Source organism: Propioniciclava soli (assembly GCF_038502305.1).
Lineage (GTDB): Bacteria > Actinomycetota > Actinomycetes > Propionibacteriales > Propionibacteriaceae > Propioniciclava > Propioniciclava soli.
On record NZ_CP115965.1, the window covers coordinates 763170 to 789104 of the forward strand.

The 25935-nt window shown below is 71.8% G+C and carries 25 protein-coding genes and 1 tRNA gene; 14 read left to right on the forward strand and 12 right to left on the reverse strand.

Features of this window, described 5'->3' with window-relative positions:
- Window positions 1–72: 72 nt before the first annotated feature.
- Window positions 73–1233, forward strand: coding sequence for a trans-sulfuration enzyme family protein (locus PCC79_RS03415; protein WP_342373002.1), 1161 nt, complete (start codon window positions 73–75; stop codon window positions 1231–1233).
- Window positions 1234–1335: 102 nt separating this feature from the next.
- On the opposite strand, the gene PCC79_RS03420 is transcribed toward PCC79_RS03415, so the two are convergent.
- The 6 genes from PCC79_RS03420 to PCC79_RS03445 all read right to left on the reverse strand — a co-directional run bounded on the left by PCC79_RS03420 (window position 1336) and on the right by PCC79_RS03445 (window position 8173).
- Window positions 1336–2034 (reverse strand): EcsC family protein, encoded by a 699-nt coding sequence (locus PCC79_RS03420; protein ID WP_232549616.1) that lies wholly within the window; start codon window positions 2032–2034, stop codon window positions 1336–1338.
- Window positions 2035–2150: 116 nt separating this feature from the next.
- Window positions 2151–3074: a proline dehydrogenase family protein gene (locus PCC79_RS03425; RefSeq protein ID WP_342373003.1), complete on the reverse strand. Its 924-nt coding sequence runs from the start codon at window positions 3072–3074 to the stop codon at window positions 2151–2153.
- 31 nt (window positions 3075–3105) lie between these two features.
- Window positions 3106–4425 (reverse strand): TerC family protein, encoded by a 1320-nt coding sequence (locus tag PCC79_RS03430; protein ID WP_342373004.1) that lies wholly within the window; start codon window positions 4423–4425, stop codon window positions 3106–3108.
- Between the two features lie 180 nt (window positions 4426–4605).
- Window positions 4606–6330, reverse strand: coding sequence for a glycoside hydrolase family 3 protein (locus tag PCC79_RS03435; RefSeq protein ID WP_342373005.1), 1725 nt, complete (start codon window positions 6328–6330; stop codon window positions 4606–4608).
- A 35-nt stretch (window positions 6331–6365) separates the two neighbouring features.
- Window positions 6366–7304 (reverse strand): HAD family hydrolase, encoded by a 939-nt coding sequence (locus PCC79_RS03440; protein WP_232549620.1) that lies wholly within the window; start codon window positions 7302–7304, stop codon window positions 6366–6368.
- Between the two features lie 188 nt (window positions 7305–7492).
- Entirely contained in the window at window positions 7493–8173 is a 681-nt protein-coding gene (locus PCC79_RS03445) for a uracil-DNA glycosylase (protein ID WP_342373006.1), read from the reverse strand.
- Window positions 8174–8265: 92 nt separating this feature from the next.
- Between PCC79_RS03445 and PCC79_RS03450 the strand changes: the two genes are divergently transcribed.
- The 3 genes from PCC79_RS03450 (at window position 8266) to PCC79_RS03460 (ending at window position 10871) form a co-directional block, all read left to right on the forward strand.
- The gene (locus PCC79_RS03450; RefSeq protein ID WP_342373007.1) at window positions 8266–9477 is read left to right on the forward strand and encodes an AI-2E family transporter; all 1212 of its coding nucleotides are present in this window, start codon (window positions 8266–8268) and stop codon (window positions 9475–9477) included.
- A gap of 87 nt (window positions 9478–9564) precedes the next feature.
- Window positions 9565–10359 carry a hypothetical protein gene (locus PCC79_RS03455; protein WP_342373008.1) on the forward strand — a complete coding sequence of 265 codons (795 nt, stop codon included), beginning with the start codon at window positions 9565–9567 and terminating at the stop codon, window positions 10357–10359.
- Window positions 10356–10871, forward strand: a complete 516-nt coding sequence (locus tag PCC79_RS03460) for a DUF2089 domain-containing protein (RefSeq protein ID WP_342373009.1) — start codon at window positions 10356–10358, stop codon at window positions 10869–10871. The genes PCC79_RS03455 and PCC79_RS03460 overlap by 4 nt, the downstream gene beginning before the upstream one ends.
- A gap of 4 nt (window positions 10872–10875) precedes the next feature.
- On the opposite strand, the gene greA is transcribed toward PCC79_RS03460, so the two are convergent.
- Both greA and PCC79_RS03470 read right to left on the reverse strand, forming a co-directional pair.
- The gene (greA, locus tag PCC79_RS03465) at window positions 10876–11382 is read right to left on the reverse strand and encodes a transcription elongation factor GreA (RefSeq protein ID WP_342373010.1); all 507 of its coding nucleotides are present in this window, start codon (window positions 11380–11382) and stop codon (window positions 10876–10878) included.
- A 30-nt stretch (window positions 11383–11412) separates the two neighbouring features.
- Window positions 11413–11823: a DUF4307 domain-containing protein gene (locus PCC79_RS03470; RefSeq protein ID WP_232549626.1), complete on the reverse strand. Its 411-nt coding sequence runs from the start codon at window positions 11821–11823 to the stop codon at window positions 11413–11415.
- A 75-nt stretch (window positions 11824–11898) separates the two neighbouring features.
- On the opposite strand from PCC79_RS03470, the gene mca reads away from it, so the two are divergent.
- From mca to PCC79_RS03500, 6 genes are read left to right on the forward strand one after another with little or no spacing between them, the layout of a single operon-like run.
- The gene (mca, locus tag PCC79_RS03475; protein WP_425325650.1) at window positions 11899–12843 is read left to right on the forward strand and encodes a mycothiol conjugate amidase Mca; all 945 of its coding nucleotides are present in this window, start codon (window positions 11899–11901) and stop codon (window positions 12841–12843) included.
- On the forward strand, window positions 12825–13103 hold the full coding sequence (locus tag PCC79_RS03480) for a hypothetical protein (RefSeq protein WP_342373012.1): 279 nt from the start codon (window positions 12825–12827) through the stop codon (window positions 13101–13103). Before mca ends, PCC79_RS03480 begins: the two co-directional genes overlap by 19 nt.
- Window positions 13104–13163: 60 nt before the next feature.
- Window positions 13164–15353 (forward strand): thioredoxin domain-containing protein, encoded by a 2190-nt coding sequence (locus PCC79_RS03485; protein WP_342373013.1) that lies wholly within the window; start codon window positions 13164–13166, stop codon window positions 15351–15353.
- Between the two features lies 1 nt (window position 15354).
- Entirely contained in the window at window positions 15355–16065 is a 711-nt protein-coding gene (locus tag PCC79_RS03490; protein WP_342373014.1) for a TIGR02206 family membrane protein, read from the forward strand.
- A 50-nt stretch (window positions 16066–16115) separates the two neighbouring features.
- Window positions 16116–16631, forward strand: coding sequence for a DUF6301 family protein (locus PCC79_RS03495; RefSeq protein WP_232549631.1), 516 nt, complete (start codon window positions 16116–16118; stop codon window positions 16629–16631).
- A gap of 4 nt (window positions 16632–16635) precedes the next feature.
- Window positions 16636–17640: a hypothetical protein gene (locus tag PCC79_RS03500; protein WP_232549632.1), complete on the forward strand. Its 1005-nt coding sequence runs from the start codon at window positions 16636–16638 to the stop codon at window positions 17638–17640.
- Window positions 17641–17659: 19 nt separating this feature from the next.
- On the opposite strand, the gene trhA is transcribed toward PCC79_RS03500, so the two are convergent.
- Window positions 17660–18304, reverse strand: a complete 645-nt coding sequence (gene trhA, locus PCC79_RS03505; RefSeq protein WP_269779559.1) for a PAQR family membrane homeostasis protein TrhA — start codon at window positions 18302–18304, stop codon at window positions 17660–17662.
- Window positions 18305–18499: 195 nt separating this feature from the next.
- Window positions 18500–19771 carry an ammonium transporter gene (locus PCC79_RS03510; RefSeq protein WP_232549634.1) on the reverse strand — a complete coding sequence of 424 codons (1272 nt, stop codon included), beginning with the start codon at window positions 19769–19771 and terminating at the stop codon, window positions 18500–18502.
- A 199-nt stretch (window positions 19772–19970) separates the two neighbouring features.
- On the opposite strand from PCC79_RS03510, the gene PCC79_RS03515 reads away from it, so the two are divergent.
- From PCC79_RS03515 to PCC79_RS03525, 3 genes are all read left to right on the forward strand, one after another.
- Window positions 19971–20777 carry an isoprenyl transferase gene (locus tag PCC79_RS03515; protein WP_342373015.1) on the forward strand — a complete coding sequence of 269 codons (807 nt, stop codon included), beginning with the start codon at window positions 19971–19973 and terminating at the stop codon, window positions 20775–20777.
- Window positions 20778–21033: 256 nt separating this feature from the next.
- The gene (locus tag PCC79_RS03520) at window positions 21034–22371 is read left to right on the forward strand and encodes a PhoH family protein (RefSeq protein WP_342373016.1); all 1338 of its coding nucleotides are present in this window, start codon (window positions 21034–21036) and stop codon (window positions 22369–22371) included.
- Between the two features lie 92 nt (window positions 22372–22463).
- Window positions 22464–23036, forward strand: coding sequence for a DUF4245 domain-containing protein (locus PCC79_RS03525; RefSeq protein ID WP_342373017.1), 573 nt, complete (start codon window positions 22464–22466; stop codon window positions 23034–23036).
- 31 nt (window positions 23037–23067) lie between these two features.
- Here the strand turns inward: PCC79_RS03525 and PCC79_RS03530 are convergent, their stop codons facing one another.
- Window positions 23068–24450, reverse strand: a complete 1383-nt coding sequence (locus PCC79_RS03530) for an SH3 domain-containing protein (RefSeq protein ID WP_342373018.1) — start codon at window positions 24448–24450, stop codon at window positions 23068–23070.
- A gap of 174 nt (window positions 24451–24624) precedes the next feature.
- Window positions 24625–25278, reverse strand: a complete 654-nt coding sequence (locus PCC79_RS03535) for a hypothetical protein (RefSeq protein ID WP_342373019.1) — start codon at window positions 25276–25278, stop codon at window positions 24625–24627.
- 138 nt (window positions 25279–25416) lie between these two features.
- Here PCC79_RS03535 and PCC79_RS03540 point away from each other — a divergent pair.
- Window positions 25417–25492: transfer RNA gene (locus tag PCC79_RS03540), tRNA-Lys, on the forward strand.
- Window positions 25493–25935: the final 443 nt, after the last annotated feature.

Below are 25935 nucleotides of genomic sequence, written 5' to 3' on the forward strand. Positions count from 1 at the left end.
TGGACGAAGTTTGGCGCCCCGCCGCCCGTCGGGGAGGATGGGACCCCACGCGAAACGGCTCGAGGAGGCAGCGTGCCACGCTCACGCGCGACCGCTGGGGTGCGCTCCGGCATCGACAGCGACACCGGCCAGCGGTCGGTCGTGCCGCCGATCTACCTGTCGACCAACTACCGCTTCGCCGGGCTGCGCCAGCCGGGCCCGTTCGACTACAGCCGCTCGGCCAACCCGACACGCTCCCTGCTGGCCGACGCGCTCACCGAGCTCGACGGCGGGGCGGGCGCGGTGGTCACCGGGTCGGGCATGGGGGCGATCACCACCGCCCTGTTCGCCTGCGTGCCCACCGGCGGCACGGTGGTGGCCCCCCACGACGCCTACGGCGGCACGTGGCGGCTGCTGGACGCCCTCGCCTCCCGCGGTCAGTTCACGCTGGAGCTCACCGACCTGACGGCGCCGGACGCCGCCGCTCGCGTCCGCGAGGTCGCGCCCGACCTGCTGTGGATCGAGACGCCCTCGAACCCGCTGCTCGGCATCTCCGACCTCGGTGCGCTCGTCACCGCCGCCCACGCGGTGGACGCGCTCGTCGCCGTCGACAACACCTTCTGCTCCCCCGCGGTGCAGCAGCCGCTCGCCTGGGGCGCCGATGTGGCCGTGCAGTCCTCGACGAAGTACCTCAACGGGCACTCCGACGTCATCGGCGGCGTCGCCGTGGCCGCGGACGCCACGCTGGCCGAGCAACTGCGCTGGTGGGCGAACTGCCTCGGCGTCACCGGTGGGGGTTTCGACTCCTACCTCACCCTGCGGGGGCTGCGGACACTCCATGTGCGGATGCGCCAGCACCTGGAGAACGCCGCGGCCTTCGTGGCCGCCGTCTCGGGGCACCCGGCCGTCGACCGCCTCTACTACCCGGGGTTGCCCGATCACCCCGGCCACGCGCTGGCGGCACGGCAGATGGACGGCTTCGGCGCCATCGTGTCGCTCGAGGTCACCGGGGGAGAGCCGGCCGTCGCCGCACTGGTGAACGGGCTGACGTGTTACAGCCTGGCCGAATCGCTGGGGGGCGTGGAGTCGCTGGTGTGCCACCCGTCGTCGATGACACACGCCGCCATGCCGCTGGACGTGCAGGCCGCCGCCGGGCTGCGCCCGGGCCTGGTGCGCTTCAGCATCGGCATCGAGGACGCCGACGACCTGGTCGCCGACGTCCTCGCCGGGTTGGACCGCGCCGCGTCCCTCTGACGCTTCCGGGAATCGCATTTGGACCCGAGGAAATGGCGCCATGGCGCCATTTCCTCGGGTCCAAATGCGTCTCCACGGGGCCAGCACCCCCGGGGGCAGGGCTCAGCGGGGCGGGAACTCCTGGTGGGCCTGGTCGGCGATGGACGTCATCATCGCGAGGTCGACGCCGGCGCCGATGGCGCCGCCGAGCACCGGCACGAGCCGCCCGGCGCGGGAGAAGATCCGCGTGCCGGCGGTGCGCAGGATGCGGAAGCCGACGGCCTTCTGCACCACCATGAGCGCGGCGCGCGGCAGCGAGCTGCTGGCGAACGCGACGGCGGCGCCGCCGGTCACCGGCAGCCCCGCCCGGGACAGGATGTCGGTGCTGTTCGACCCCACGAGGGTCAGCAGGACGGCCGTCCGGATGCGGTCGTCGGAGAGGTCGTAGCCGCGCAGGTGCGCGGTGGCGGCCGTCATGCGGGTGGCCAGCACGTAGAACTGGAACACGTTGGCGGGCACGGCGACGAGCATGGTCGCGAAGCCCCCGAGGTTGGTGATGAAACCGCCGGCGCCGGCAAGGCGCTGGTGCTGGCCGCGGACGCGGCGGATGGCCTTCTCCACGTCGCCGTTCTCGCGGGCCAGCGCGTCGCGGGCCACCTTGGTCGCGGAGTCGAACGGGCCGACGCCGTCGATGCCCACGCCGGTGAGCTGCTGGATCAGCTGCGAGATCGAGTCGCTGGTGCCGTCGGGATCGTTGGCCTCGTCGAGCGCCGAACGGGTGACCGCCACGTTCTCGCGGCGAAACAGGTCGAACAGGCCCATGGCCGTCCCCTCTCTTGCTCGCGCGCGGTCAGGCGCCGCGCGTGCGGGCACAGCCTGTCGCATCACCGGGCCGGATTCAACCTCTGGCAAGGGGGGACCGGGGTGGAACCGGGGTCTCAGCGCCGCGCGACCAGGGCCCGTCCCAGCAGCGCGAGGTTCGCGGGCTTCTCCGCGAGGCGCCGCATGAAGTACCCGTACCAGTCGGTGCCGTAGGGCACGTACACCCGGACGCGGTGGCCGACGGCGGCCAGGCGGCGCTCCTCGGCGGGCCGGACGCCGTACAGCATCTGGAACTCGTGGGCGTTCGGCGGCCGGTCCACCAGCTCCAGGTACCCCAGCGCCGCCTCGATGAGCACCGGGTCGTGCGTCGCGATCATCGGGTGGCCCTCGCCACGCAGCAGGATGCGCAGGCACCGCAGGTACGCCTGCCGGATCGCCGGCGTCGTGGCGTGCGCCAGGGACGCCGGCTCGTCGTAGGCGCCCTTGCACAGGCGAATGCGCGATCCGGGGCCCGACAGCCGGCGGCAGTCCTCGGGCGTGCGGTGCAGCATGGCCTGCAGGACGCCGCCGGTGGCGGGAAAGTCCTCCCGGCACGCCGCGAGCAGCCGCAGCGTCGCGTCGGTGTCGCGGTGGTCCTCCATGTCGATCGTGACCGTGGTGCCCACCGCGTCCGCGGCCGCGCAGATGCGCCGCGCGTTCTCCAGGGCAACGCGTTCACCGTCGGGCAGGCCCAGCCCCAGCGCGCTGGCCTTGACGGACACCTCGGCGTGGCTCGTCAGGGACGCCGCCCCGAGCCGCTCGAGCAACGTCAGGTACTCCGCCACCTGGGCCTCGACCGCCTCGGGACGGTCGGCGTACTCACCGAGGTGGTCCACCGTGGCGTACAGCCCGGCGTCGCGGAGCCGCGCCACGGTCGCGATGGCGTCGTCGGTGGTCTCCCCGGGCACGAAGCGGTCCACGACCGCCCGCGCCGGGGGGAAGCCGAGCGCGAACTCCTTCACGCGGTCGTTCTTCGCCAAGGCGTTGAGCAGACGGTTCATCGGGTCCCCTCCAGCGGTGGTGGGTGTGGTGTCAGTCCTCGGGGTTGGCGCCTTCGAGGGCGTCCGGGTTGTCGAGGGCGGTGCGGTAGGCCTCGGTGTCGAGCCGCTGGCGTCCGGCCGTGGGGTCGCCGGTGGGGAAGCGGGTGGGGTTGGCGGCGATGTAGCGGTCGTGGGTGGCGTGGGCGTCGTCCAGGAGGGTCAGGAGCTCCTGCTCGTCGTGGATGAGCTGCCGGCCCTTGGGCGGCAGCGCCAGGAGGGCGTCCTCCTCCTCGAGCAACCGGAGGTAGTTCTGCTCGCGCACCGCGGCGTCCGCCTCGAAGGACGTGTCGAGGTACTGCCGGGCGTGGCGGCGGGTGTTCTTGATGGTGGTGAGCGCCTTGCCCTTGGGGGAGAACAGCGACGCGATGATGACGATGACCAGGGCGCCGACGATCACCAGCAGCGACAGCTCGGTGGTGACCTCGACGACGTGGACGGGCTCACCGCCGTTGATGAACGGCACGTTGTTCTCGTGGAGGGCGTGCAGGATGAGCTTGACGCCGATGAACGCCAGGATCGCGGCGAGGCCGTACTTGAGGTAGATCAGGCGGTCGAGCAGGCCGTCGATGAGGAAGTAGAGCTGGCGCAGGCCGAGCAGCGAGAACGCCACCGCGGTGAACACGAGGTAGGTCACCTGGGTGAGGCCGAAGATGGCGGGGATCGAGTCCAGGGCGAACATGATGTCGGTGCCGCCGATGGCGACCATGACGAGGGCCATCGGGGTCAAGACCTTGCGGCCGTTCTGGACGGTGAAGACCTTGTCCTGGTCGTAGTGGTCCGACGTGTGCATGAACCGCCTCGCGAGGCGGATCACGATGTTGTTGGCCTCGCCGGACTCCTCGTCGTCCTCGTCGCCCTCCGGCTTGAGCAGGTTGCCGGCGGTGACGAGCAGCACGAGACCGAACAGGTAGAACACCCACGCGAAGCTGTTGATGGCCACCGCACCCAGCAGGATGAACGCCGTCCGGAACACCAGGGCCACCACGATGCCGAACATCAGCACCTTCTGCTGGTAGGCGCGGGGCACCTTGAACGAGCTCATGATGATGAGGAACACGAACAGGTTGTCCACCGACAGGCTCAGCTCGGTGATGTACCCCGCGTAGTACTGGACGGCGTAGGTCCCCCCGAGGTGGAACCAGATCCACAGGCCGAACGTCAGCGCGATCATCACGTACAGCGCCGTCCAGCGCGCGGCCTCCTTGATCGTCGGGACGTGCGCCTTGCGGACGTGGAAGACGAAGTCGTAGGCGAGCAACGCCGCGATGAGGACGATCGTGCCGCCCCAGACGAGCGGGGAAACGACGGGCATGGGCGTGACCTTTCCGGTGCCGGTGCGGACGACGCCCGTACCGCGACCCACGTCGAGCGGTCACGGCGTCTGTCCGCTGCAGGGAGTGTAGCCCTCGGGCCGGACCGCTGGTCGGCGGGCCGTCCCGAGGGCGAACGGGGGCGTGGGCAGGCGGTCGCGGGGGGCGTCAGCGGGACGCGGTCAGAGGCGCGCCTGCCACTTCTCCGCCCAGACCAGCTCGTTCGGCGTCCCCCGGAACGCGCTCTTGCCCTCCAGCTTGTCGAGCGTGGCGAGCACGTTGGCCTCGTTGGGGTGGTAGGCGTTCACGTAGCACTTGACCATCGTCGCGTCATGGAGGTGGGTGGTGAAGTTGTGGCTCACCATGAACGTCGGCACCTCCCAGACGTACCACGGCACCTCGTTGCTCATCGCGGTCTTCCACTGGATGCGGTAGTTGTTCTGCGCGCCGTAGCCGATGACCTCGGCGAGCACCAGGGCGGCGTCCGTCTGGTCGCGGTAGGCGAGGGTGGCCCCCTTGACGCGGGTGGCGCCGTCGTTGACGGTCACCTCATAGCCGCGCCGCGTCAGCTCGGCGATGTAGAAGTTCAACATCTCGGGCTCGCCACCGCCGGTGATGCCCCCAACCTCGCCGGTCAGGTGGTACAGGCGGATGCGCCGGTGGTCGGTGGGGTTGAGCGGCAGCTGGTCGAGGGTGTTCTTGACCAGCGTGACGCCGAGGTCGGCCGCCTCGTTGCGCATGCGGAGGTGCTCCTCGCAGCCGACGACCTCGAGGTCGGCCGGCGTCCGCAGCAGGGTGCCGTCGGCCTGCTTCTCGTGGAGGCGGAGCTTGGCCTTGAGGCCCAGCACGCGACGGTTGGCGTCGTCGAGGCGCTCGCGGGTGATGACGCCGTTCTCGACGCCTGCCTTCATGAACCCGAAGTCCTCCTCGAGGTTGTTGAAGAACAAGAAGGCGTCGCAACCGGCGGCGATGGCGGCGGGCACGTAGTCCTCCCGCCGCATGGCCGAGGTCATGCCGAGCATGTGGGAGGCGTCGGTGATGACGGCGCCGTTGAAGCCGAGCTCGGTCTTGAGCAGGCCGTTGAGGAGCTCGGGGGCGAGGGTGGCGGGCAGGATGTCGGCGTCCGCCAACTCGGGGTTGAGTTTCTGGGAGTAGTACGGCAGCGCGATGTGGCCGGCCATGACCATCTCGACGCCGTTGGCGATGTGGGCGCGGTAGACCTCGCCGAAGGAGGCATCCCAGTCGGCGGGGGAGAGCTCGTTGACGCCGAGCACCAGGTGCTGGTCGCGCTCCTCGGTGCCGTCACCCGGCCAGTGCTTCACACAGGTCAGGACGCCGGACTCTCGCTGCCCCTCCACGAACGGAATCGTGTACTTGATGACATCCTGCGCCGTCGTGCCGTAGGCGCGGGTGTTCACGATGGTGTTGCGCCAGTTGACCAGGATGTCGACGCACGGGTCGAAGTTGAGGTTCGCACCGATGGCGTTCATCTCGCGCCCGGAGACGTACCCCGCGTTGCGGGCCACCTCCACCGAGCCGGACGCCTCCGTCTGCGCACCAGACGCGATGTAGGTGCCATCGCTCATCGCGCCATTGCCGCCGGAGTCGCAGTTGGCCGCGATGAGCAGGGGGATCTTCGAGGCGCTCTGGAGCCGGTTGAGGAGGTCCTGCACCTTGTCGGAGGAGCCACCGTGGTAGCGGGCGATGCCGATGTGGAACTTCTCGATGATCTCCTCGGCGGTGTAGTCGTTGCCCGAGAAGCTGTCGGTGCCGAAGAAGAACAGGTTGGTGAAGAGCTGCCCGACCTGCTCGTCGAGCGTCATGGCGGCGAGGGTGTCCTCGACCCAGGCGATCTGGGACTCGTCGAGGTGGTAGGGGCTGGCGGTGAGGTCAACGCGTTCGGGCATGGTGGGTTCCTCTTCTCACTTCAGGGTGGGGACGGTCACTTGACGGTGGGGACGGGCACGCGGCGCTCGCCGGAGATCGTTTCCCACGGCACCTCGCTGGGCAGGTAGCTGTTGAATTCCTCGATGAGCATGGTCTGGTAGTCGCCGGCGAAGGTGCCGGCCAGGAACCGCGGCAGGGCCTCGGCGGTGAACCGCCGCCAGGCGAAGGTCTCGTTGCCGGGCAGGATCGGGTAGTAGAGGCAGCGGGCCTTCGCGGCGGCGTCCCGATCACCCGGGGCGTCGCCGATGAGGAGGATCTTGTCCGCGTCGTACTTGCCGGTGGCGGCGTACTGCACGTGCTCGGCCTTGCTGCCCATCTCCTGGCCGGCGATGACCTTCATGTACTTGGCCAGGTCATGGGCGTTCCACTCGTAGGTGAGCGCGTGGAGGGGGGTGGCCGAGACGGTCATGGCGTCCACGTGGGGTTGCATCGCCTCGAAGGCCTCGCGGACGCCGGGGAACGGACCGCAGCCGTGCACCATGTCGGCGATCGCCACGTTCACGGCGTTGCCCCAGCGGATCGCCCGGTCGATGGTCGGCGACGGGTGGTCGGCGGCGTAGGCGGCGATGCCGACGTCCGAGAGGGGGTAACCGGGGGCGGCCAGGAAGGCGTCCAGCTCGGGGTAGGGCGGGATGGTGATGCCGCGCTCGGCGACCTCCGTACGGTCCCGCAGCAGGTCGAGCACCTGCTTGAGGGCCACCCAGCGGTTCAGCCCGCGGGTGACCGAGCCGAGGTTGACGAACAGGGCGGTCTGGCGGGCGAGGGTCGACACGGGCTGCAGATCCCAGTGCTTGATGTAACAGGGGGTGAAGCACTCGGTGTGCTTGATGTCCATCGCGTCCATCGCGCACCCGTCGGAGTCGATCCCGATGAAGTGGTCCTTCGTGGGCGCGAAGTCCACGAGCGGCTGGGCGGCGTCCGGGTGCTGCGTCATGGCTGTTCCTCCGGTGGGTTCATCGTCGGTGATGGATCATGGGTAACACAGCGTTCGGCCGCCCCGCACGGGGGTTGCACTGCGTTGTACTTCGGCAACGATTCAGTGGCCCCCGAGCAGAGGAAACCGGCTGCAACAAGGGCGGATGGCGGGGCGCGGTGGAGCGTCCCGCGTGGTGCCCGGACGCCTCAGCCGGGCAGCGCCCAGTCGATCGGATCGGCACCCTGGGCCACCAGCGCCTCGTTGGCGCGGCTGAACGGCCGCGAACCGAAGAACCCCCGGTCCGCCGACATGGGGGAGGGGTGGGCCGATCGGAGGCACGGGGTGTCGCCGAGCCGGGGCGCCAGGCTCTGGGCGTCGCGGCCCCACAGGATCGCCACCAGCGGGCCACCGCGGCCGGCCAGGGCGTCGATGGCGCAGTCGGTGACCTCCTCCCAGCCCCGACCGCGGTGGGACGCGGACGCCCCCGGCCGCACGGTGAGCACCCGGTTCAGCAGCAGGACGCCCTGGCCGAACCAGGCGGTGAGGTCGCCGTGGGGTGCCGGTGTGATGCCCAGGTCGGCGTGCAGCTCGCGGTAGATGTTCTGCAGCGAGCGGGGGATCGGCCGGACGTCCGGCGCCACCGAGAACGACAGGCCCACGGGATGCCCCGGGGTCGGATACGGATCCTGACCGACGATGAGGACGCGCACGTCGGCGAGCGGGCGGGTGAAGGCGCGCAGCACGTGCTCCCCGGCGGGCAGGTAGCCGCGCCCCTCGGTCACCTCGGTGCGCAGGAAGTCGCCCATCGCCGCGACGGTGTCGGCGACCGGTGCGAGGGCGTCAGCCCAGTCGGGGGCCACGAGGTCGGCGAGCGGGCGCGGAGTCACGACGCCCACGGTAGCGGCCGGGGCGGCGTCCGCCTGACGGAATGTGTCGGTCGGAGCGGTTACGCTGACCTGCGTTGGAAAGGACCACTGCCTTGTCGCTGCTCGCCACCCTGGGTCGTCTCCTCGCGACGCCCGCCACCCAACCCGCTCCACCCGCGGTCGCTCCGCAACCCGTCGTGGTCGAGGCCCCCGCCGAGCCGACCCCCACCCCGGTCCCGCTCGAACCCCACGTCCCCGCCGGCCTCACGATCGCCACCGGCTACGTCGTGCGGTTGCTGGTGCTCGGCGTCGGGGTCGTCGCCGCCTACCTCGTGCTGGGTTACTTCTCGGCCATCACGGTGCCGGTGGCCATCGCGATCCTGCTGACGGCCATGTTCCACCCGCTCACCGCACTCCTCAAGCGTGCGGGGTGGCCCCCCGCGCTGGCGTCCATCACGTCGCTGCTCGCGATGCTGGTGATTGTGGTGGGCCTGTTCGTCTTCGTCGGCCAGCAGGTCATCAGTGAGTGGCCGACCCTCGTCACGCAGGCGACCGCCGGCTTCCAGACGTTCCTGACCTGGGTCGGGTCGCTGCCGTTCGGGATCAACGAGGCGCAACTCCTGGAGTGGTTCAACCAGGGGGTTGCCTGGCTGCAGACGCAGGCCTCGACGGTGGCGTCCACCGCGGTGCAGGTGGGTGGGCAGTTCGGCAGCTTCGTCGCCGGCCTCGCCACCGCGCTCGTCGTGATGTTCTTCTTCTCCTACCAGGGGCGGCGAATCTTCGAGGCGATCATCGGCCTGCTCGTTCCCCGCGTCTACCGGGGCCCCGCCGACCGGGCGGCGCTGCGCGGGTGGACGTCCCTGGTGGCGTACATGCGCTCGGCCGTGATCGTGGCGGCGGTGGACGCCGCGGGTGTGGCCCTGGTGGCGTTCCTGCTCGACGTCCCCCTGGTGGCCGCCCTGTTCGCGTTGACGTTCTTCCTGTCGTTCATTCCCATCGTCGGCGCGGTGACCGCCGGCGCGTTCGCGGTCGCGCTGGCACTGGTGACGCACGGCTGGGTCAGCGCCGTCATCATGCTGGGCGGCGTCATCGTGGTCATGCAGTTGGAGAGCACGTTCCTCCAGCCGCTGGTCATGGGCTCCGCGGTGAACATCCACCCGCTGGGTGTCCTGCTCGGCATCATCGCCGGCGGGGTGGTCACCGGAATCCTGGGTGCGCTGCTCGCCATTCCTGTCCTGGCCTTCACGGTCGCGTTCGTCCGCGCCCTGCGCAACCCCGAGGAGCGGGACCGACCCCAACCCGGGCCCGTCGCCACCCGGCCCTGAGCGGCAGGCCGCCGCGCGGTCCCGCGGACGGGGGCGAACCCGGCCACAGGGGTTTCCACAGTGGGAGGTCGCTCTTATCATTCTATTATGAGCGAGCCTGATCTGTCCGACATCCTCTCCGAGCTGGCCGCCGGCCGCATCGACGCCGAGGAGGCGTCGCGGCGCATCGACGCCGCCCGGCGGGGGGCCGAGGGCGCCGTCGGACCCGAGCCGGAGCCCGAACCCGCCGGGCCGACCGGGGTGAAGGGCACCCAGCGGGTCAGCGTCCGGGCGGTCGGCCGCAAGGTGCGCGTGATCGCGGATGCCGGCGTGGCCACCGCGTCGGTCGACGGCGAGCACGTGCTGCGCCGCGCCGGCGACGTGTTGGAGGTCACCTCCGACGGCGACCTCGGGCCCAAGCTGGAGGGGCTGAGCATGCTGCGCCCGCCGCGCAGCTTCGACGATCTGCGCGCGATCAGCCTGGCGAAGGGGCTGACCGTGCGGGTCAACCCGGCCATCGAGGTCGACGTCGAGGTCACGGCCGGCAGTCTCGCCACCGAGGGCGTCCCGTTCCTCGGGCGGGTGCGGGTCACCGCCGGCGGCGCGCGGCTCACCGGGGCACGGCGCATCGTCGATGCCCTGGTGCAGGCCGGGTCCGCGCACGTCAGCGGGCCCCTCAGCGCCGGCCGCTCCCGGGTCAAGGTCGAGTCGGGGTCGCTGCAGCTGGGGCTGACCCGCGGCGCGAACGTCACGGTGCGCGGGGAGGCGCAGGTGGGACGCATCCAGTGGCCCGGGGACGCGGGGGCGCTGAACGAGCTCGTCGTGGGGCACGGCTCGGCACGGCTCGACCTCGAGGTCGTCATGGCGAGCGCCACCGTCACCACGGGGGAGGACGACCGATGAGGACGCCCCACCGGCCGCTCACCACCTGCCCCGTCTGTTCCGGCGATCTCGTCACCACCCGGCTGGGGTGCGGTTCCTGCGGCACGGAACTCGTCGGAGAGTTCGGCTCCTGCTCGTTCTGCGCGCTCGATGACGCGCAGCTCGACCTGCTGCGGGTCTTCCTCGTCTCCCGGGGCAACCTCAGGGAACTGGAGAAGCACCTCGGGGTCAGCTACCCGACCGCGCGGGCGCGGTTCGCCGACCTGCTCGAGGCCCTGGGCCTGGCCGACGACGCTGCCCACGAGGACGGCCGGGCGTCGGATTCGGCGCACGAGGAGGGCGGGCCGGCGGTCGGATCGGGCGGCGAGCCCGAGGCGGACCTGCGCCGGCCGGCCGAGCCGGCCCGGGCCGCCGAGCCTGCGCCGGCGGCGTCCACCGCTGCGGGATCGGCGCGCGACCAGGTGTTGGCCCAGGTGGCCGCGGGCACGCTGGCGCCCGACGTGGCCGCCGACCTGCTGCGCCGGCTCGGGTGAGCGGTCAGCCGGAGTAGGGCTCGAAGTCGACGACCGTGACCTCGATGGTGGCGCCGGTGGGGGCGGTGTAGGAGACGGTCTCGCCCTTCTTCGCGCCCACCACGGCCGCGCCGAGGGGGGACTGGGGGCTGAACACCTCGTGCTCGGTCTCGGTGACGCCCATTAGCTCGCGGGAGCCGAGGAGGAAGGTGTCGGTGTCCTCTTTGTCGCCGTCGTAGTAGATGGTGACGGTCATGCCCGGTGCCACCTTCTTGGCCTTTTCGGAGGGCTCGCCCACCTTCGCGTCGCGCAGCATCGCCTCGAGCTGACGGATGCGGGCCTCCTGCTGCCCCTGCTCCTCGCGCGCGGCGTGGTAGCCGCCGTTCTCGGAGAGGTCACCCTCCTCGCGCGCCTGCGCGATCTTGCGGGAGACATCTTCGCGCCCCTCGGCCTTCAGGTGGTCGAGTTCGGCGACGAGCTTGTCGTAGGCCTCCTGGGTGAGCCACACGGTCGAATTCTGTTCTTCGGGCATCTGACCAGCCTACACGGCAGGGGGGAGGGGTCAGGGCGTGACCCTGCAGGCCACCACGGAGGCCGAGGTGGCCCGGCGGAACGTGCGGATCGTCTCGTGCACCGTCACGAGCCGTTCGCTGCCGGGCTCCATCACGATGTCGATCTCCCCCACGGTCTCGGTGCCGATCGCCTGCGCCCGCACCGAACACACCCCGGTCACGGCCGGGTCCGGGCGTTCGACGGTGATCTGCACGTCCACCTCCGTGTCGGAGCGGACGTCGTAGGCGACGAGTTTCGCGTCGATCGCGGGGTTGGCACCGTGGATCGCCGCCCACAGCAGCCACGGCGTCCCGATCGCGACGAAGAGTGCGGCCACGACGATCCACGTCCACCGGGGCAGCGCAGCGGGAGGGTAGCGCCGGGCAATCCGCTCGGCATCGGTCTCGGTGGGGCTGGTCACGGTGCCATCGTGCCACGGGATGGGAGTGGGTTCCGCGCGGGGGTGGTTTGGGCCCCGGGAGTGGCGGGCGCCACAATGACTGACATGTCTTCTGCCTCCCGCCGTGTGGACGCCGACGGGCAACCGTTGCGCCTGATGGCCGTGCACGCCCACCCCGACGACGAGTCGAGCAAGGGGGCCGCCACCGTCGCCAAGTACGTGGACGAGGGCGTCGAGGTGCTCGTCGTCACCTGCACCGGGGGCGAGCGCGGCGACATCCTCAACCCGAAGATGGACACCCCGGAGAACTGGGAGAACATCGCGACGCTGCGCAGCGCCGAGATGGCGCGCGCCCGCGAGATCCTGGGCGTCGAGCAGACGTGGCTCGGGTTCGTCGACTCCGGCCTCCCCGAGGGCGACCCGCTGCCGCCGCTGCCCGAGGGGTGCTTCGCGCTCGTGCCGCTGGAGGAGTCGGCCGCGGCGCTGGCGCGGGTCATCCGCACCTTCCGGCCGCACGTGGTGACGACCTACGACGAGAACGGCGGGTACCCCCACCCTGACCACATCCGCACCCACGAGGTCACGATGGCCGCGGTGGACCTCGCGGCCGATTCCGAGGCACCCCAGGAGTTGGGTGAGCCCTGGCCGGTGGCCAAGGTGTACTACCACATGACGTTCCACCGGAGCCGGGCTGTGGCGCTGGACGCCGCGATGCACGACGACGGGCTCGTCTCGCCGTACGCCGATCGCCTCAAGGACTGGCCGGACGATCCGGTCCAGGCCGCGCGGCTCACGACCTTCGTCCCGTGCGCCGACCACTTCTCGGTGCGCGACGACGCCCTGCGCGCCCACGCCACCCAGATCGACCCCGACGGCTTCTGGTTCGCCGTGCCCCTGGCCACCCAGCAGAAGGTCTGGCCGACGGAGGACTACCAGCTGGCGAAGTCCCGGGTCGCGACGAGCCTGCCGGAGGACGACCTGTTCGCCGGGATCGAGACGCACGAGGTGGATAGGGTGGACACGTGGTTCTACTCGATCTGACCCCGCTGCGCCTGACGTGGCCGCCGCTCGCTCCCCTGGTCGGCACGTTGCCGACGTGGACGCCGTTGGCCCTCGCGGTCATCATGATGATCGTGCTGGTGCTGTTGTGGCTCTCGATGCGGCGTCACATTCGCATCGCGCGCAGCGACGCCCCGGACGACAGCGTCGACGCGGGAACCGTCATCGCGCACCGCGAGGGGGGTGACGACCCGGGCGCCCCGGGGGCGTCCGCGGGCGACGAGCGCGCACCGCAGGCCTGACCGACCCACCCCGCACCCGTCGGGAGCGCCCGGCGTGACCCCACGAGTGAGAGGGCAACGATGACGAATCGGCTGTCGACAGCCACGTCCCCCTACCTGCTGCAACACGCGAACAACCCCGTCGACTGGTGGCCCTGGGGTGAGGAGGCGTTCGCGGAGGCACGGCGCCGCGACGTGCCCGTGCTCGTGTCGGTCGGCTATTCGGCGTGCCACTGGTGTCACGTCATGGCGCACGAGTCGTTCGAGGACGCCGACGTCGCGGCCCTCGTCAACGCGTTCTTCGTGCCGATCAAGGTCGACCGTGAGGAGCGGCCCGACGTCGACGCCGTCCACATGCGTGCCACCCAGGCGCTCACCGGGCACGGCGGCTGGCCCATGACGGTGTTCGTCACCCCCGAGGGGGAGCCGTTCTTCGCCGGCACCTACTACCCGCCCGAGCCCGCGCACGGCCTGCCGTCGTTCCGTCAGCTCGTCACCGCGCTCGGCGACGCGTGGCGCGACCGCCGCGACGAGGTGACCGCGTCCGCGTCCGCCATCGTGGCGCAACTCGAACAGATCAACGCGCTGCCGCCCGCCGACACCCCGCCCCCGGTGTGGGATCTCCTGGACGCCGTGGGCGCCGATTTCGACGTCATGCACGGCGGCTTCGGGGGGGCGCCGAAGTTCCCGATGCCGCTGCTGGTGGACGCGCTGCTCGTGAAGGGGGAGCCCGGGCTGTTGGACCTCGCGCAGCGCAGCCTGGAGGCCATGGCCCGGGGCGGCATCCGCGACCAGGTGGGGGGTGGGTTCCACCGCTACGCCGTCGACGCCGCCTGGGTGGTGCCGCACTTCGAGAAGATGCTGTACGACAACGCACTGCTGCTCGGCACCTACGCGCGCGGTTGGCGTCGGACACCGCAGCACGAGGCTCCGCTGCGGGGGCTGTTCGAGCGGGTGGTCCGCGGCATCGTCGGCTGGCTGGAGCGCGAGATGCTGCTCGAGGGTGGTGGGTTCGCGGCCAGCCTGGACGCCGACTCCGCCGACATCCGCGGCATGGCCCACGAGGGCATCTACTACGCGTGGAACCCCGAACTCCTCGCCGATGCGCTCGGCGAGGAGGACGCCGCGTGGGCGGCGGAGGTGTTCCACGTCACGGCGGGAGGAACCTTCGAGCACGGTCTGTCGACGCTGCAGTTGCGTGGTGCGCCGGACGCCGACCGCCTCGCCACGGTCGCTGAACGCCTGGCGGAGGTGCGTCGCTCCCGGTTCGCCCCGCCGCGCGACGACAAGGTCGTGGCCGCCTGGAACGGGTGGTTGGTGGACTCCCTCGTCACCGGTGCGCTCGTGTTCGGCGAGCGGCGTTGGTTGGAGCTCGCCCGTGGTGCCGCGGAGTACCTCTGGAGCGTGCACCACACCGACGCCGGGTTGGTGCGGACGTCGCTGGCCGGCGAGCCGTCCCCCACGGTGGGGGTGGCGGAGGACCACGGCGCGGTCGCGCTCGCCTTCGGCCGCCTCGCGGGGGTGCTGGGTGACTCGGTGTGGCTCGACCGGGCCGTCACGGTGCTGGAGGAGGCACTGGCTCTCTTCGGGGCCGACGACGGTGGGTTCCACGACGCCGTCGCCGGCGAGCTCTTCTCCCGGCCGCGGGACGTGACGGACAACCCGACGCCGTCGGGCACCATGGCGCTCGTGGCGGCGCTGCGGCTCGTGGGAGAGCTGTCCGCCCGACCGGACCTGCTGGCCCGCGCGGACGCCGCCGCCGCGACCACGTGGGGCACGGTGGCCGCGGCGCCCCGGTTCGCCCCGGCCGCGCTCACCGACCTGCTGATCGCCGACGAGGCACGCCAAGGGCTGCGCCCGGCCGTGGCGGTCGTGGTGGACGCCGACGGCGATCCGCTCAGCGACGCCGCGCGCGCCGTGGCGCGCATGGCGCCGGCCGGCACGGTGCTGCTGGTGGGGCGTCCGGGCACGGCGGGTTTCGCGCACCACTTCGAGGGGCGCACTGTGTGGGACGCGGGCGACCGTGCGGCTGCCGTGCCGGGGGCCGGCGCCGAAGCCATCGGCGCGGCGGGCAAGCTGACCCGCGCCACCGTGGGGCCCGACGGCCAGGTGGCCGCCGAGCAGGCCGGCGCTGAGGACGCCGACAACGAGTATGCCGAGCATGACGTGGTGCCGTTGGCCCAGACCACGTACGTGTGCCGCGGGGAGGTGTGCTTCGCGCCGGCGACGACGGTGCAGGACCTGCGCGCCGCCCTGTGGAGCCGCGCCTGACATGGGCTACTTCTCGGCCGAGCCACCGGAGCAGCCGTTCCGGCTGTTCGGGCCCGCCCATCTGGCAGCGATCGGGGTGGTGAGTGCTGGGCTCTGCGCGCTGCGCGGCGCGAGGCGGCTGTCACCGCGGGGCCGGCGCCGCGTCCGCACCGGCCTCGTGGCCGCGCTGTGGGGCCAAGAGGTGTTCTACCACGGCTGGCGTGCCGCGACCGGGCGCTGGACGCCGCAGGAGATGCTGCCCGTGCACGTCTGCTCCGTCGCGGTGTGGGGCGGGGGAGTGGGCGCCCTCACCGGGAACCGCGCGCTGCGCGACTACGCCTACTACGTCGGCGTGATGGGCGCGACCATGGCGGTGCTCACCCCTGACCTGGACCGGTACGGCCCCCGCAGCGTCCGGTTCGCGCAGTTCTTCGCCTCGCACGGCCTGTTGGTGGCGGTGCCCGTGTACCTCTGTGTCGCCGAGGGGTACCGGCCCACGTGGCGCGGGGCGGGCCGCACGATGGCGCTGCTGGCCCTCCAGGGGGTCGTCGCCCACCGCATCAACCGGGCCGTGGGCAGCAACTACGTGTTCGTCAGCCGCAAACCCGAGTTCGCCACGGCACTGGACGCCCTGCCGCCGTGGCCGGCATACCTGCCCCTCATGTACGCCGCGGCCGCCGCCGGGGTGGCCGCGCTGACCGTCCCCTTCGCCGGACTGCCGGGACGCCCATGACCCCGGACCTGCTGCCATCGCCCCCCCCGGACCCCCCGGAGGAATCCCCCATGGCTGCGTCACCCACCCGCGTCCCCGTCGCGGACGTGGTGCGCATCGCGCGCGCCCTCGCGGAGCTGCCCTGGCCGGTGCCGGTCGACGCGATCACGCCGCAGCTCGCCGCCCTCGGCTGGCGGCCGGTGCGTCCGGGCATGTTCACCTACGTCACGGGGCTCGGCGTCACACCGGACGTGGCGTCGGCGTCCAAGGCGCGCGGAGAGCTCGCGACGGTGAGCCTGAACCTCGTCGACCGGGCCGACGACGCGTCCGCCGAACGGGAGCGCTTCATCCAGGACACCAGCGGCGGCTACGTCCTCGCGCTGAGCGAGGAGTTCGGCCCCGCCACCCCTGCGCCCTTCCCCCGCCAGCACGCCGAGTCGTCCTGGGATCTCGACAGCGGGGCGCGTCTCACCCTGACCGCCACCCCCGCGATGATCACCCTGGCGGTCGACAGCCCGGTGATGCGGGCCGCCCGGCGCGCGGCGGGGCGTCCCGAGCAAGCTGGCGGCGACGCCCACGCGAGGTGAACCGGTGGCCGGTCTCGTCCTGATCCTGATGGCCGTAGCCCTGGCTGCCGTCACCCTTCCGCTGTGGCTCGGACGCCAGCGCGGCTGGGTCGCCACCCGCTACGTGCTGCGCGGCTGGCTCCCCCTGGCCCTGCTGCTCGGCAACGGCGCCCTCGCCGCGCTCGGGCTCGGGCTGATCCTGATCGAGGCGGACGCCCCCCGCCCGATCATCACGGCCCTGCTGGTGCTCGTTCCCGCGGCCGTCGTCGCGGGCATCGTCACGCTCCTCGTGGGCGCGCCGCGCGTCGCGCTGCCGCGGTGGATCGCCGCCCGCCGCGCTGCCGGGGACCTGGTGCGCATCCCCGACCTGCCCCCGGCTCTCTGGGGCCGCGGGCTGGACCGGGACGGCTCGGGGCAGCGCCTGCCCCCCACCGGCCACCGGTCGGAGGAGGTGTCCGGTTGGGAGGCCGAGCTCCGACGCACCGGGTGGATCGAGTTTGGCTTCGACCAGCGCGTCCACCGGCGAGGCACCCTGCTGCTCGCCGTTGTCGTCGCCGCCTTCGCCGCCGCCGGGTTCGGCGCGCTCTTCGGGACGGACCAGACCGGGGCGGGGGTCGCCCTGCTCGTGCTGGCAGGGGTGCTCGCCTTGGTGTTCGCGATGAGCCGACGGATGACCGCGCAGGCGGCGACCCCGGTCCGCGTCAGCCGGGACGGCATCGCCCTTCTGGGTGAACTCCTCACGTGGCCGGAGGTGGGCGCCGTGGGCGTCCAGGCGGGCCAGCCGTTCTCGCAGGTGGTGCTGACGGTCACGCCGGACGCCCACCGCCGCGTCGCGCCTGCCCTCGGACGGGTCGGGGCGCTGCGCGGCGATCACGGCCCCGTGCCGGAGCTGCGTCTGCCGATGGCCACCGTGGCCAACCCCTGGCTGCTCGGCCTCTTCCTGGCCCGCGTCCACCGGCGGGTGGCGGGGGACCCGGAGGCGTTCGCGATGCCCGGGGTGGCGCGGCGCACCTGGATCCGTCCGGACTGAGCGCCGGCGACGCGCGGGCTCAGCGCAGGATGACGAGCGAGATCGCGGCGAAGTGGCACAGGGCCGCGACGATCGTGCAGGCGTGGAAGATCTCGTGATAGCCGAACCAGGTGGGGGAGGGGTCCGGCAGCTTGCGGGCGTAGACGACGGCACCGGCGCTGTAGATCAGGCCACCCAACAGGATGAGGGAGACGATGAGCGGGCCACCGGCCGTCCAGAACGGCACGAGCCAGCCGACGGCGACCCAGCCCATGAGCAGGTAGAGGCCGGTGTAGAGCCAGCGGGGGGCGTGCATCCAGCCCAGCTTGAACGCGATGCCGGCGGCCGCGATGCCCCAGATCAGCACCAGCAGCGCGGTGCGGCTCCAGCCGGTGAGCAGCATCAGGGCCAGCGGGGTGTAGGTGCCGGCGATGAACACGAAGATGTTCGCGTGGTCCATGCGGCGCAGGAAACCGCCGACCCGGGCCGTCCACGTGCCGCGGTGGTAGAGCGCCGACGTCGCGAACAGCAAGGTGGCCCCCACGAGGTAGATCGCCAGACCGATTCGCCCGATGAGGGACGGGGTCACGACGAGGAGCACCAGACCGGCGAGCTGGATCAGCGGGGCCATGCCGAGATGCAGCCAGCCGCGCAGCTTCGGCTTGATGGGAGCGGGGATGTCCATCGGATCGCCCTTACTTGACTTGGCGTAACTTACGGTCACGTAGGTAAGGGTAGGCCGCCCGATTCGCGGGCGCAAGAGCGTCCGCGCGGGTTGCCGCCGAGGGTCGAGGTTGTTCGGGCTCGCGAGCCCCTGCCGACGCGGACGGCGCCCCGAACCGGTGGGTTCGGGGCGCCGTAGATGCAGGGCAGGACGGGTTCACTCCTGCTCGCGGCCCTCCCCGGTGTAGGCGAGGGCGGTCTCGAGGTCGTAGGCGGACTCGCGGTGCTCCGACAGGTCGATGCCACCCTCCTCGTCCTCCGCGGTGATGCGGAAGCCGATCGTCTTGTGGATCGCCCAGGCGATCAGCGCCGTGAGCGACACCGTGAAGACGGTGGTGACCAGCACGGCGACCACCTGGGCCGTCATGATCGCGAGGCCACCGCCGTAGAAGAGCCCGGCGCGGCCGTCCTCGAGCGGCACGGCGAGCAGGCCGATGGACAGGGTGCCCCAGAGGCCGGCGACGAAGTGGAGGCCGACGACGTCGAGCGAGTCGTCGATGCCGACGCGGAACTTGAGGTTGACCGCGAAGCAGCAGATGATGCCGGCCACCGCGCCGATGGCGGCGGCGCCGAGCGGCGTCACGAACGCGCAGGCGGGGGTGATGGCGACGAGGCCCGCGACGATGCCGGAGGCGGCGCCGACGGAGGTCATGCGGCCGTCACGCAGCTGTTCGGTGAGCAGCCAGGCCACCATGCCGATGCCGGGCGCGATGAGGGTGTTGACCCAGATCAGCCCCGCCTCGGCGATGGTGCCCGCGGCGCCGCCGTTGAACCCAAACCAGCCGAACCACAGGATCGCCGCGCCCAGCATCACGAACGGGATGCTGTGGGGGCGGTGGATGCCGGCCGAGAATCCGGTGCGCTTGCCGATCATCAGGGCCAGCACGAGGGCGGCGAGGCCCGCGGCCATGTGGACGACGAGGCCACCGGCGAAGTCGAGTGCCTCGCCGACCACGGAGCCGATGGCGCCGTCGGCGCTCAGCAGGCCGCCGCCCCACACCATGAAGGCGAGCGGGCAGTAGACGAGCGTGACCCAGACGGGGACGAACACCATCCACGCCTTGAAGCGGGCCCGGTCGGCCACCGCGCCCGAGATCAGGGCCACGGTGATGATCGCGAAGGTCGCGCCGAAGCCGACGCCCACCAGGTCCTCCCCACCGATCTGGGTGAGGCCGAAGTGCGAGATCGGGTCGGCAAAGATGCCGGCGATGCTGGTGCCCCCGCCGCTCATCGAGTACCCCCAGAGCAGCCAGACGAGAGCGACGAGGCCCATGGCCGCGAAGCTCATCATCATCATGTTGATGGCGGAGCGGGCCCGGGACAGTCCGCCGTAGAAGAAGGCGAGGCCGGGCGTCATGAAGAGCACCAGGCCGGCGGATACCATGACCCAGATCGGGGAGGCGGCCTCCCAGATAGCTTGCGTGTCCATGCTCGTTGCAGAACCTTTCTTGTCTGTGCGTCGCGGCGAGGCGTCGCGTCGAAACAAGCACAACGGACTCCCATTGCAGCGATGATTCCGAACTGCGTCAGTTGTGTTACAACGTCACACGGGCTTGAAAATGCCGCGCGGACGCCCCCGGTGCGGGGGTGCCGCCCGGTTCACGGGGCCGGGCGGTACGCTGATCGCCATGGCGTGGACGCAGCGGGCCCGGGACTGGGTCGACCGCCTGCACCCCGCGGGGTTGCTGTACTCCACCTACGAGCAGCGCCTGCTCGCCGAGCTCGACCGGGAGCGGCTGCCCCAGCACGTGGCCGTGCTGGCGGACGGCAACCGACGGTGGGCGCGGCTGAATGCGCCGGGGCGTCCGCTCGAGGTCGGCTACCGCGCCGGGGCGCGCAAGCTGATGGATTTTGTCGGATGGTGCGACGAGGTGGGCATCCGCGTGGTGACGCTGTGGGTGCTGTCCACCGAGAACCTCCTGCGCGACGGTGCTGCGGTGGGCCCGCTGCTGGGCGTGATCGAGGACCTGTTCACCGACCTGGGTGCGACGGGCCGCTGGCGCGTGCGACTGGTGGGGGACGCGAGTCTGCTGCCCGAGCCCATGCAGGCGTCGCTGCGGGCGTGCGAGGCGGAGACGGCAGGTTCGCACGGGCTCACCGTCAACGTGGCCGTCGCCTACGGCGGACGCCACGAGCTCCGCGACGCCGTGCGCAAGCTGCTGGCGTCCGAGATGGAGAAGGGCACCGCGCTGGGGGAGATCGCCGGGTCCCTGGAGATCGACGACATCGCCGAGCACCTCTACACCGCCGGCCAGCCGGACCCGGATCTCATCATCCGCACGTCGGGGGAGCAGCGGCTCTCGGGCTTCCTGATGTGGCAGTCCGCGCACAGCGAGTTCTACTTCTGCGAGGCCCTGTGGCCCGACTTCCGCCGCGTCGACTTCCTGCGCGCCCTGCGCAGCTATGCCAGCCGCGAGCGGCGCTACGGGCGCTGAGCCGCTGCGCTCGCCCGGCGCTGCCGGATCGCCCGGCACGGTGCGGGTGACGCGCACGTGAACTCCGATCGAACCCGCGCGTGTCGGCGTCCGCCGCGCCGGGGCGACGCCTACTGTCGGGGCAGGACCTCCCGAACACCGGGGGATCCGACGAGAGGGGACCCATGACTGTGCTTCCCCCGCGGGGCGCTCTCGGCTGACCGATCTGGTGTGGCCGGGCGGGTGGTCCGTCGCGGCCCTGAGCAGAAGGACGCACGTGACCGACATCGCCACGCAGCCCACAACCAGCAGCGCCACCGCCACCCGGGTGAGGACCCACGTCATCGACACCTCGGTGTTGCTGTCGGACCCCAACGCGCTGATGTACTTCGCCGAACACGCCGTCGTCGTTCCGCTCGTCGTCATCACCGAGCTGGAGGGCAAGCGCCACCACCCCGAGCTCGGCTGGTTCGCCCGCAAGGCCCTGCGCTTCCTCGACGACCTGCGCATCACCTACGGACGCCTCGACGCGCCCGTGCCGGTCAACGACGCCGGGGGCGTCCTGCACGTGGAGTTGAACCACACCGATCCGGAGGTGCTGCCGCCCGGGTTCCGGCTGGGGGACAACGACAGCCGCATCCTCGCCGTCGCCGCCAACTTCGCCCGGGAGGGCCGCGACGTGGTGCTCGTCACCAAGGACCTCCCGCTGCGCGTCAAGGCCGCCGCCGTGGGCCTCGCCGCGGAGGAGTACCGCCACGAGCTGCCGCCCGAGGTGGGCTGGACGGGCATGACCGAGCTGGAGCTGGCCGCCGCCGAGATGGACGAGCTGTACGACCACGGCTCGGTGCGGACGCCGGCGCTCGCCTCCCTGCCCTGCCACACCGGCGTCGTCGCGCGCGGGGGTGGGTCGACCGCGCTTGGACGCGTCGGCGCCGACCGCGTCCTGCGCCTGATCAAGGCCGACCGCGACGTCTTCGGGCTGCACGGCCGCTCCGCCGAGCAGCGGGTGGCGTTGGATCTGCTCTCCGACGACGCCGTGGGCATCGTGTCGCTGGGTGGACGCGCCGGCACCGGCAAGTCGGCGCTGGCGCTGGCGGCCGGGCTGGAGGCCGTGATGGAGCGGGGGCTGCACGAGAAGGTCATCGTGTTCCGCCCGCTGTATGCCGTCGGCGGCCAGGAGCTCGGCTTCCTGCCCGGCTCGGAGGGGGAGAAGATGTCGCCCTGGGGCCAGGCGGTCTTCGACACCCTGGGTTCGGTGGTGCACCGCAACGTGGTGGACGAGATCGTCTCCCGCGAGATGCTCGAGGTGCTGCCGCTCACCCACATCCGCGGCCGCTCGCTGCACAACGCGTTCGTGATTGTCGACGAGGCGCAGTCGCTGGAGCGCAACGTGTTGCTCACCGTGCTGTCGCGCATCGGGCAGAACAGCCGCGTCGTCCTCACCCACGACGTCGCCCAGCGCGACAACCTGCGGGTCGGACGCCACGACGGCATCGCCGCCGTGGTCGAGAAGCTCAAGGGCAACCCGCTGTTCGGCCACGTGACGCTCACCCGTTCGGAGCGGTCGCCGATCGCCGCGCTGGTGACCGACCTGCTGGAGGACATCGCCTTCTGAGGTCACGCCCCGGCGGCTGTCGGGCGGGCTGTTCGGTTCGGCCCGCCGACCGTGCGAGGGGCGTCTGGGGTGGGCGTGGCAGGATGCACCCCATGGCTTCCAACCCCCGCGCCCGCGCGGCCGGCAACGCCCGCGCCAACGCCACCGGTATGAGCATGGTGGTGGCGCTGCTGGTGCTGCTCGTGCCGGTGGTGCTCATCTCGCTGGTGTTCACGCGCAACCCGGAGCCGCCGATCCCGGTGGTGGCCTACGAGCCCGTCGCTGAGCGGGCGGCGGAGGCGTCCGCCTTCACGATCTGGGCGCCGACGAACCTGCCGGAGGGCTGGCGCTGCACGCAGGCGTCCTGGCTGCCGGCGGGCACGGCCGGGCGGGCCGAGGCGGTGGTGGGGGACACGTGGTCGCTGGCGTTCCTGACCCCGGACGACCGCTACATCGGGCTCGACCAGCGCGCCGCCGCCCCGGAGCTCTTCGTCGAGGAGCGCACCCGCGAGGGCACGCCTGACGGGGAGTCCGTCGTGAGCGGGCAGGCGTGGACACGGTACCTGTCGGACGACGGGCGGACGCGGTCGCTGGTCCGCGCTGACGACTCCGTGGTCGTCGTCAGCGCCGACCTGCCCTACGAGGCGCTCGAGGCGTTCGCGGGCACGCTGGCGCCAGTGGGCTGACCGGCGCCGAGGGTTCGGCCCGGAAGCCGGGTCAGGACCGCACTGAGATGTGCACGTGGTCGAAGTGGTTGGCCGTGGCCGAACCGCGGTCCTCCATGCCGCGCCAGCCGCGGTCGGGGTAGGACGCGTTCCAGCTCTGCTGGCGGTAGATGATGTAGCTGACGTTGAACGTCGCGGCGTTGTCGGCGAAGAAGCGGGCCAGCTCCCAACCCATCTCCGCGTTGGCCGACGACTGCCAGTTGGGGATCATGAGGTCGACCGCGCGGCCGTTCGGGTGGTCGGAGGAGTAGCTGGACGAGGCGCGCCAGCCGCCGATCGAGCGGATCTGCGGGTGGTTGGCGACGACGTGATCGACGATGCGCTTGGCGCTCGGCGTCAGCTTGTCGTAGCCGGTGATGGCCACGCCGGTCGCCCCGCCCCCACCGCCGGAGGCGTCCGGTGCCGTTGCGGACACGTACGGGCTGTAGACCCAGCGGGCGACGCCCTGGTGGATGATCTCGGTGCGGTTGTTGGCGGTGTTCCCGGTGGTGGGCAGCGCGGTGCCGCGCGAGACGGAGCCGACCACCGCGCCGTCCGCGGCCGAGGTGGCGCGCACGTTGAGGGAGTTGACCGTCACGTACACCGTGCCGTTGGCGGCCGGCGGGGCGGGGGCGACCGGCGCGGCGGCTGTGACGGCCACGGTGTAGCGCGTGGCGATCCAGCGGTTCTGGCCGCCGACGATCACCTCGGTGTAGGTCGCGGTGGTGGCCCCCGCGGTGTCGACCACCGAGCCCTTGGGGAGCACCGTGTCCCACGACGCCGAGGCGTTGCCGGCGCTGCGCAGGTAGAGGTTGGCGGTCGTCCGCACCTGGCCGGCCGCCGGCGTGGAGGTGACGGGGGAGGCGCTGAGGTAGTTCGTGGAGATCCACGCGGCCGACCCCTGCCAGACGACCTGCGTCCAGCCGCCGCTGGTCGTGCCGGTGGTGCCGAGCGTGGTGCCCCGGGGGGCCACGCCGATGACGCCGTGGCCCGTGCCCGGGCCGCTGCGGACGTTGACCGCGGCCGTCGTGGTGGCCTCACCGGTGGCGGACGCCGACGTGGCGGCCAGGGCGACGGCGTTGCTCGTGGCAGCGGTGGAGGCGGACGCGGCGCGCAGGAAGTTCTGGGACACCCAGCCGGTGACGCCTGCCTTGGTGGTCACCTCGTACCAGCCGCCGGAGGTGGAGCCGGTGGCGGTGACCGTCTCGTTGGCGGCCAGGACTGACCGGACGGGATTGGCGGTGCCGGGGCCGGAGCGAAGATTGACCGCGGTGGTGGCCGTCATGGGTGACGAACCGGCCGCGGGGTTGGCGAGCACGAGGCCGCCGACGCTGAAGAGCGCGAGGGTGGCGGCGCCGCAGGCGGTGCGGTTGAGGAGGCGAAGGGCGTTGGTCACGGGGGGAACTTTCGTCGTCGCTGGCGGGGGAGGCACCGGGGAAGTCCGCCCGTGTCGAACGGGTGCCACCAGTAGTAGACGATGCTTTCCTGAGATTTTCAAGGCCTGGACGCAGCAGTGAGCGCTTGCGGGAGGCCAGTCTGGAGGAGCGGGTGAGAGTTTCTGGGTCGATTCTCAGGCGGCGCGGACGACCCAGGACGTGGTCGCGTCGCTCACCCAGCCGTGGCATGTGCCCCAGACGTGGGGCGGCAGGAAGCCGGACGCGAGGTCGTCGGCGTCCACGACGTGTCCGCCCGTGAGGGTCGCGGCCCGGAGGCGTTCGTCGGCGTCGGTGAGGGTCACGGGTAGCGACGCGATGCGCCCGGAGAGGGCGTTGGCGAGCAGGGTGCCGAGGGCGTCGGGGGAGAAGGCGGGGGCGACGACCACGAGCGGGCGGGCGCCCCGGCGGGCGCGCTGGAGCAGGCTGAGCAGCTGGTGGTCCTCGGTGATGGGGGCGTCGGTGACGAGGACGACCGGGTCGCGCCGCGTCGCGAGACCCGAGGCGTCCAGGAACGCGCCGTGGGTGCCGGCCGGCAGCGTGGGGGAGCCGGGCCGACGCGCGATCAGAGCGGGGTCGGCCTTGGGGTGGACGGCTCCGGCGCGGAGGTCGTCCTCGGTGGTGTAGGTGGGCTGGGGGGAGTCGTCCAACCGGGGGGTCGGGCGGGGGGGCGGTTCGCGCAGCGCCGTCGCGGCGTGGCGGGCCCGCCGGCGGTCGTGCCACCAGCCGAACCAGACCACGGCGATCCCGACGACAAGGATCACCGGTATGCCCCACCAGGGAGGAATCACCCGGCCAAGCCTAGGTGTCGCCTGCGGGGCGCCGTCCGGTCACGTGGCGGTGGCTGCTTCCCACGGGCCACCCGAGGTGGTCGGGGCCGGCGCCGGCCGTCACGAGGCTCCGGCGCGGCTGGATAGACTCACCGGCGAGGGCCTATAGCTCAACTGGCAGAGCAGCGGACTTTTAATCCGCGGGTTCTGGGTTCGATCCCCAGTGGGCCCACCAGATCGCCGTTGTTCAAACCGACGACATTCCCGGTTTGAGGTCCAGACTCCGCCGCGCCCTGCTGTCGAGCGAGCGCGGCGCGCTGGACGTCCGGGTTGAACAGGATGTTGAACGGCTCGCCGGGCTGTCCGTCCACGGTGTCGTCGGGCATGACGATGAGCTTGTCGAAGAAGGCTTGGTTGGCCAGGCGGCGTAGTGAGTCGTCAATGCTCATGTAGATCGCGTGGCAGTCACCGGCGAGGGCGAGGCAGTCTTCGAGGTGGGCTTTGGCTTGGTCGTACTCGATGTCGCCGGCGTTGATCTGGGCGTCGAGGAACGCGAGGCGTCGGGCGATGCGTTCTTGTTCCTCGCCGAGCAGGTCGAGCGGGATCATGCCGGCGTAGTGGGCTTGGAGCAGCTTCTTGCGCTCGTCGCGCAGGCCGTCGCGTTCGGCGGTGTAGGCG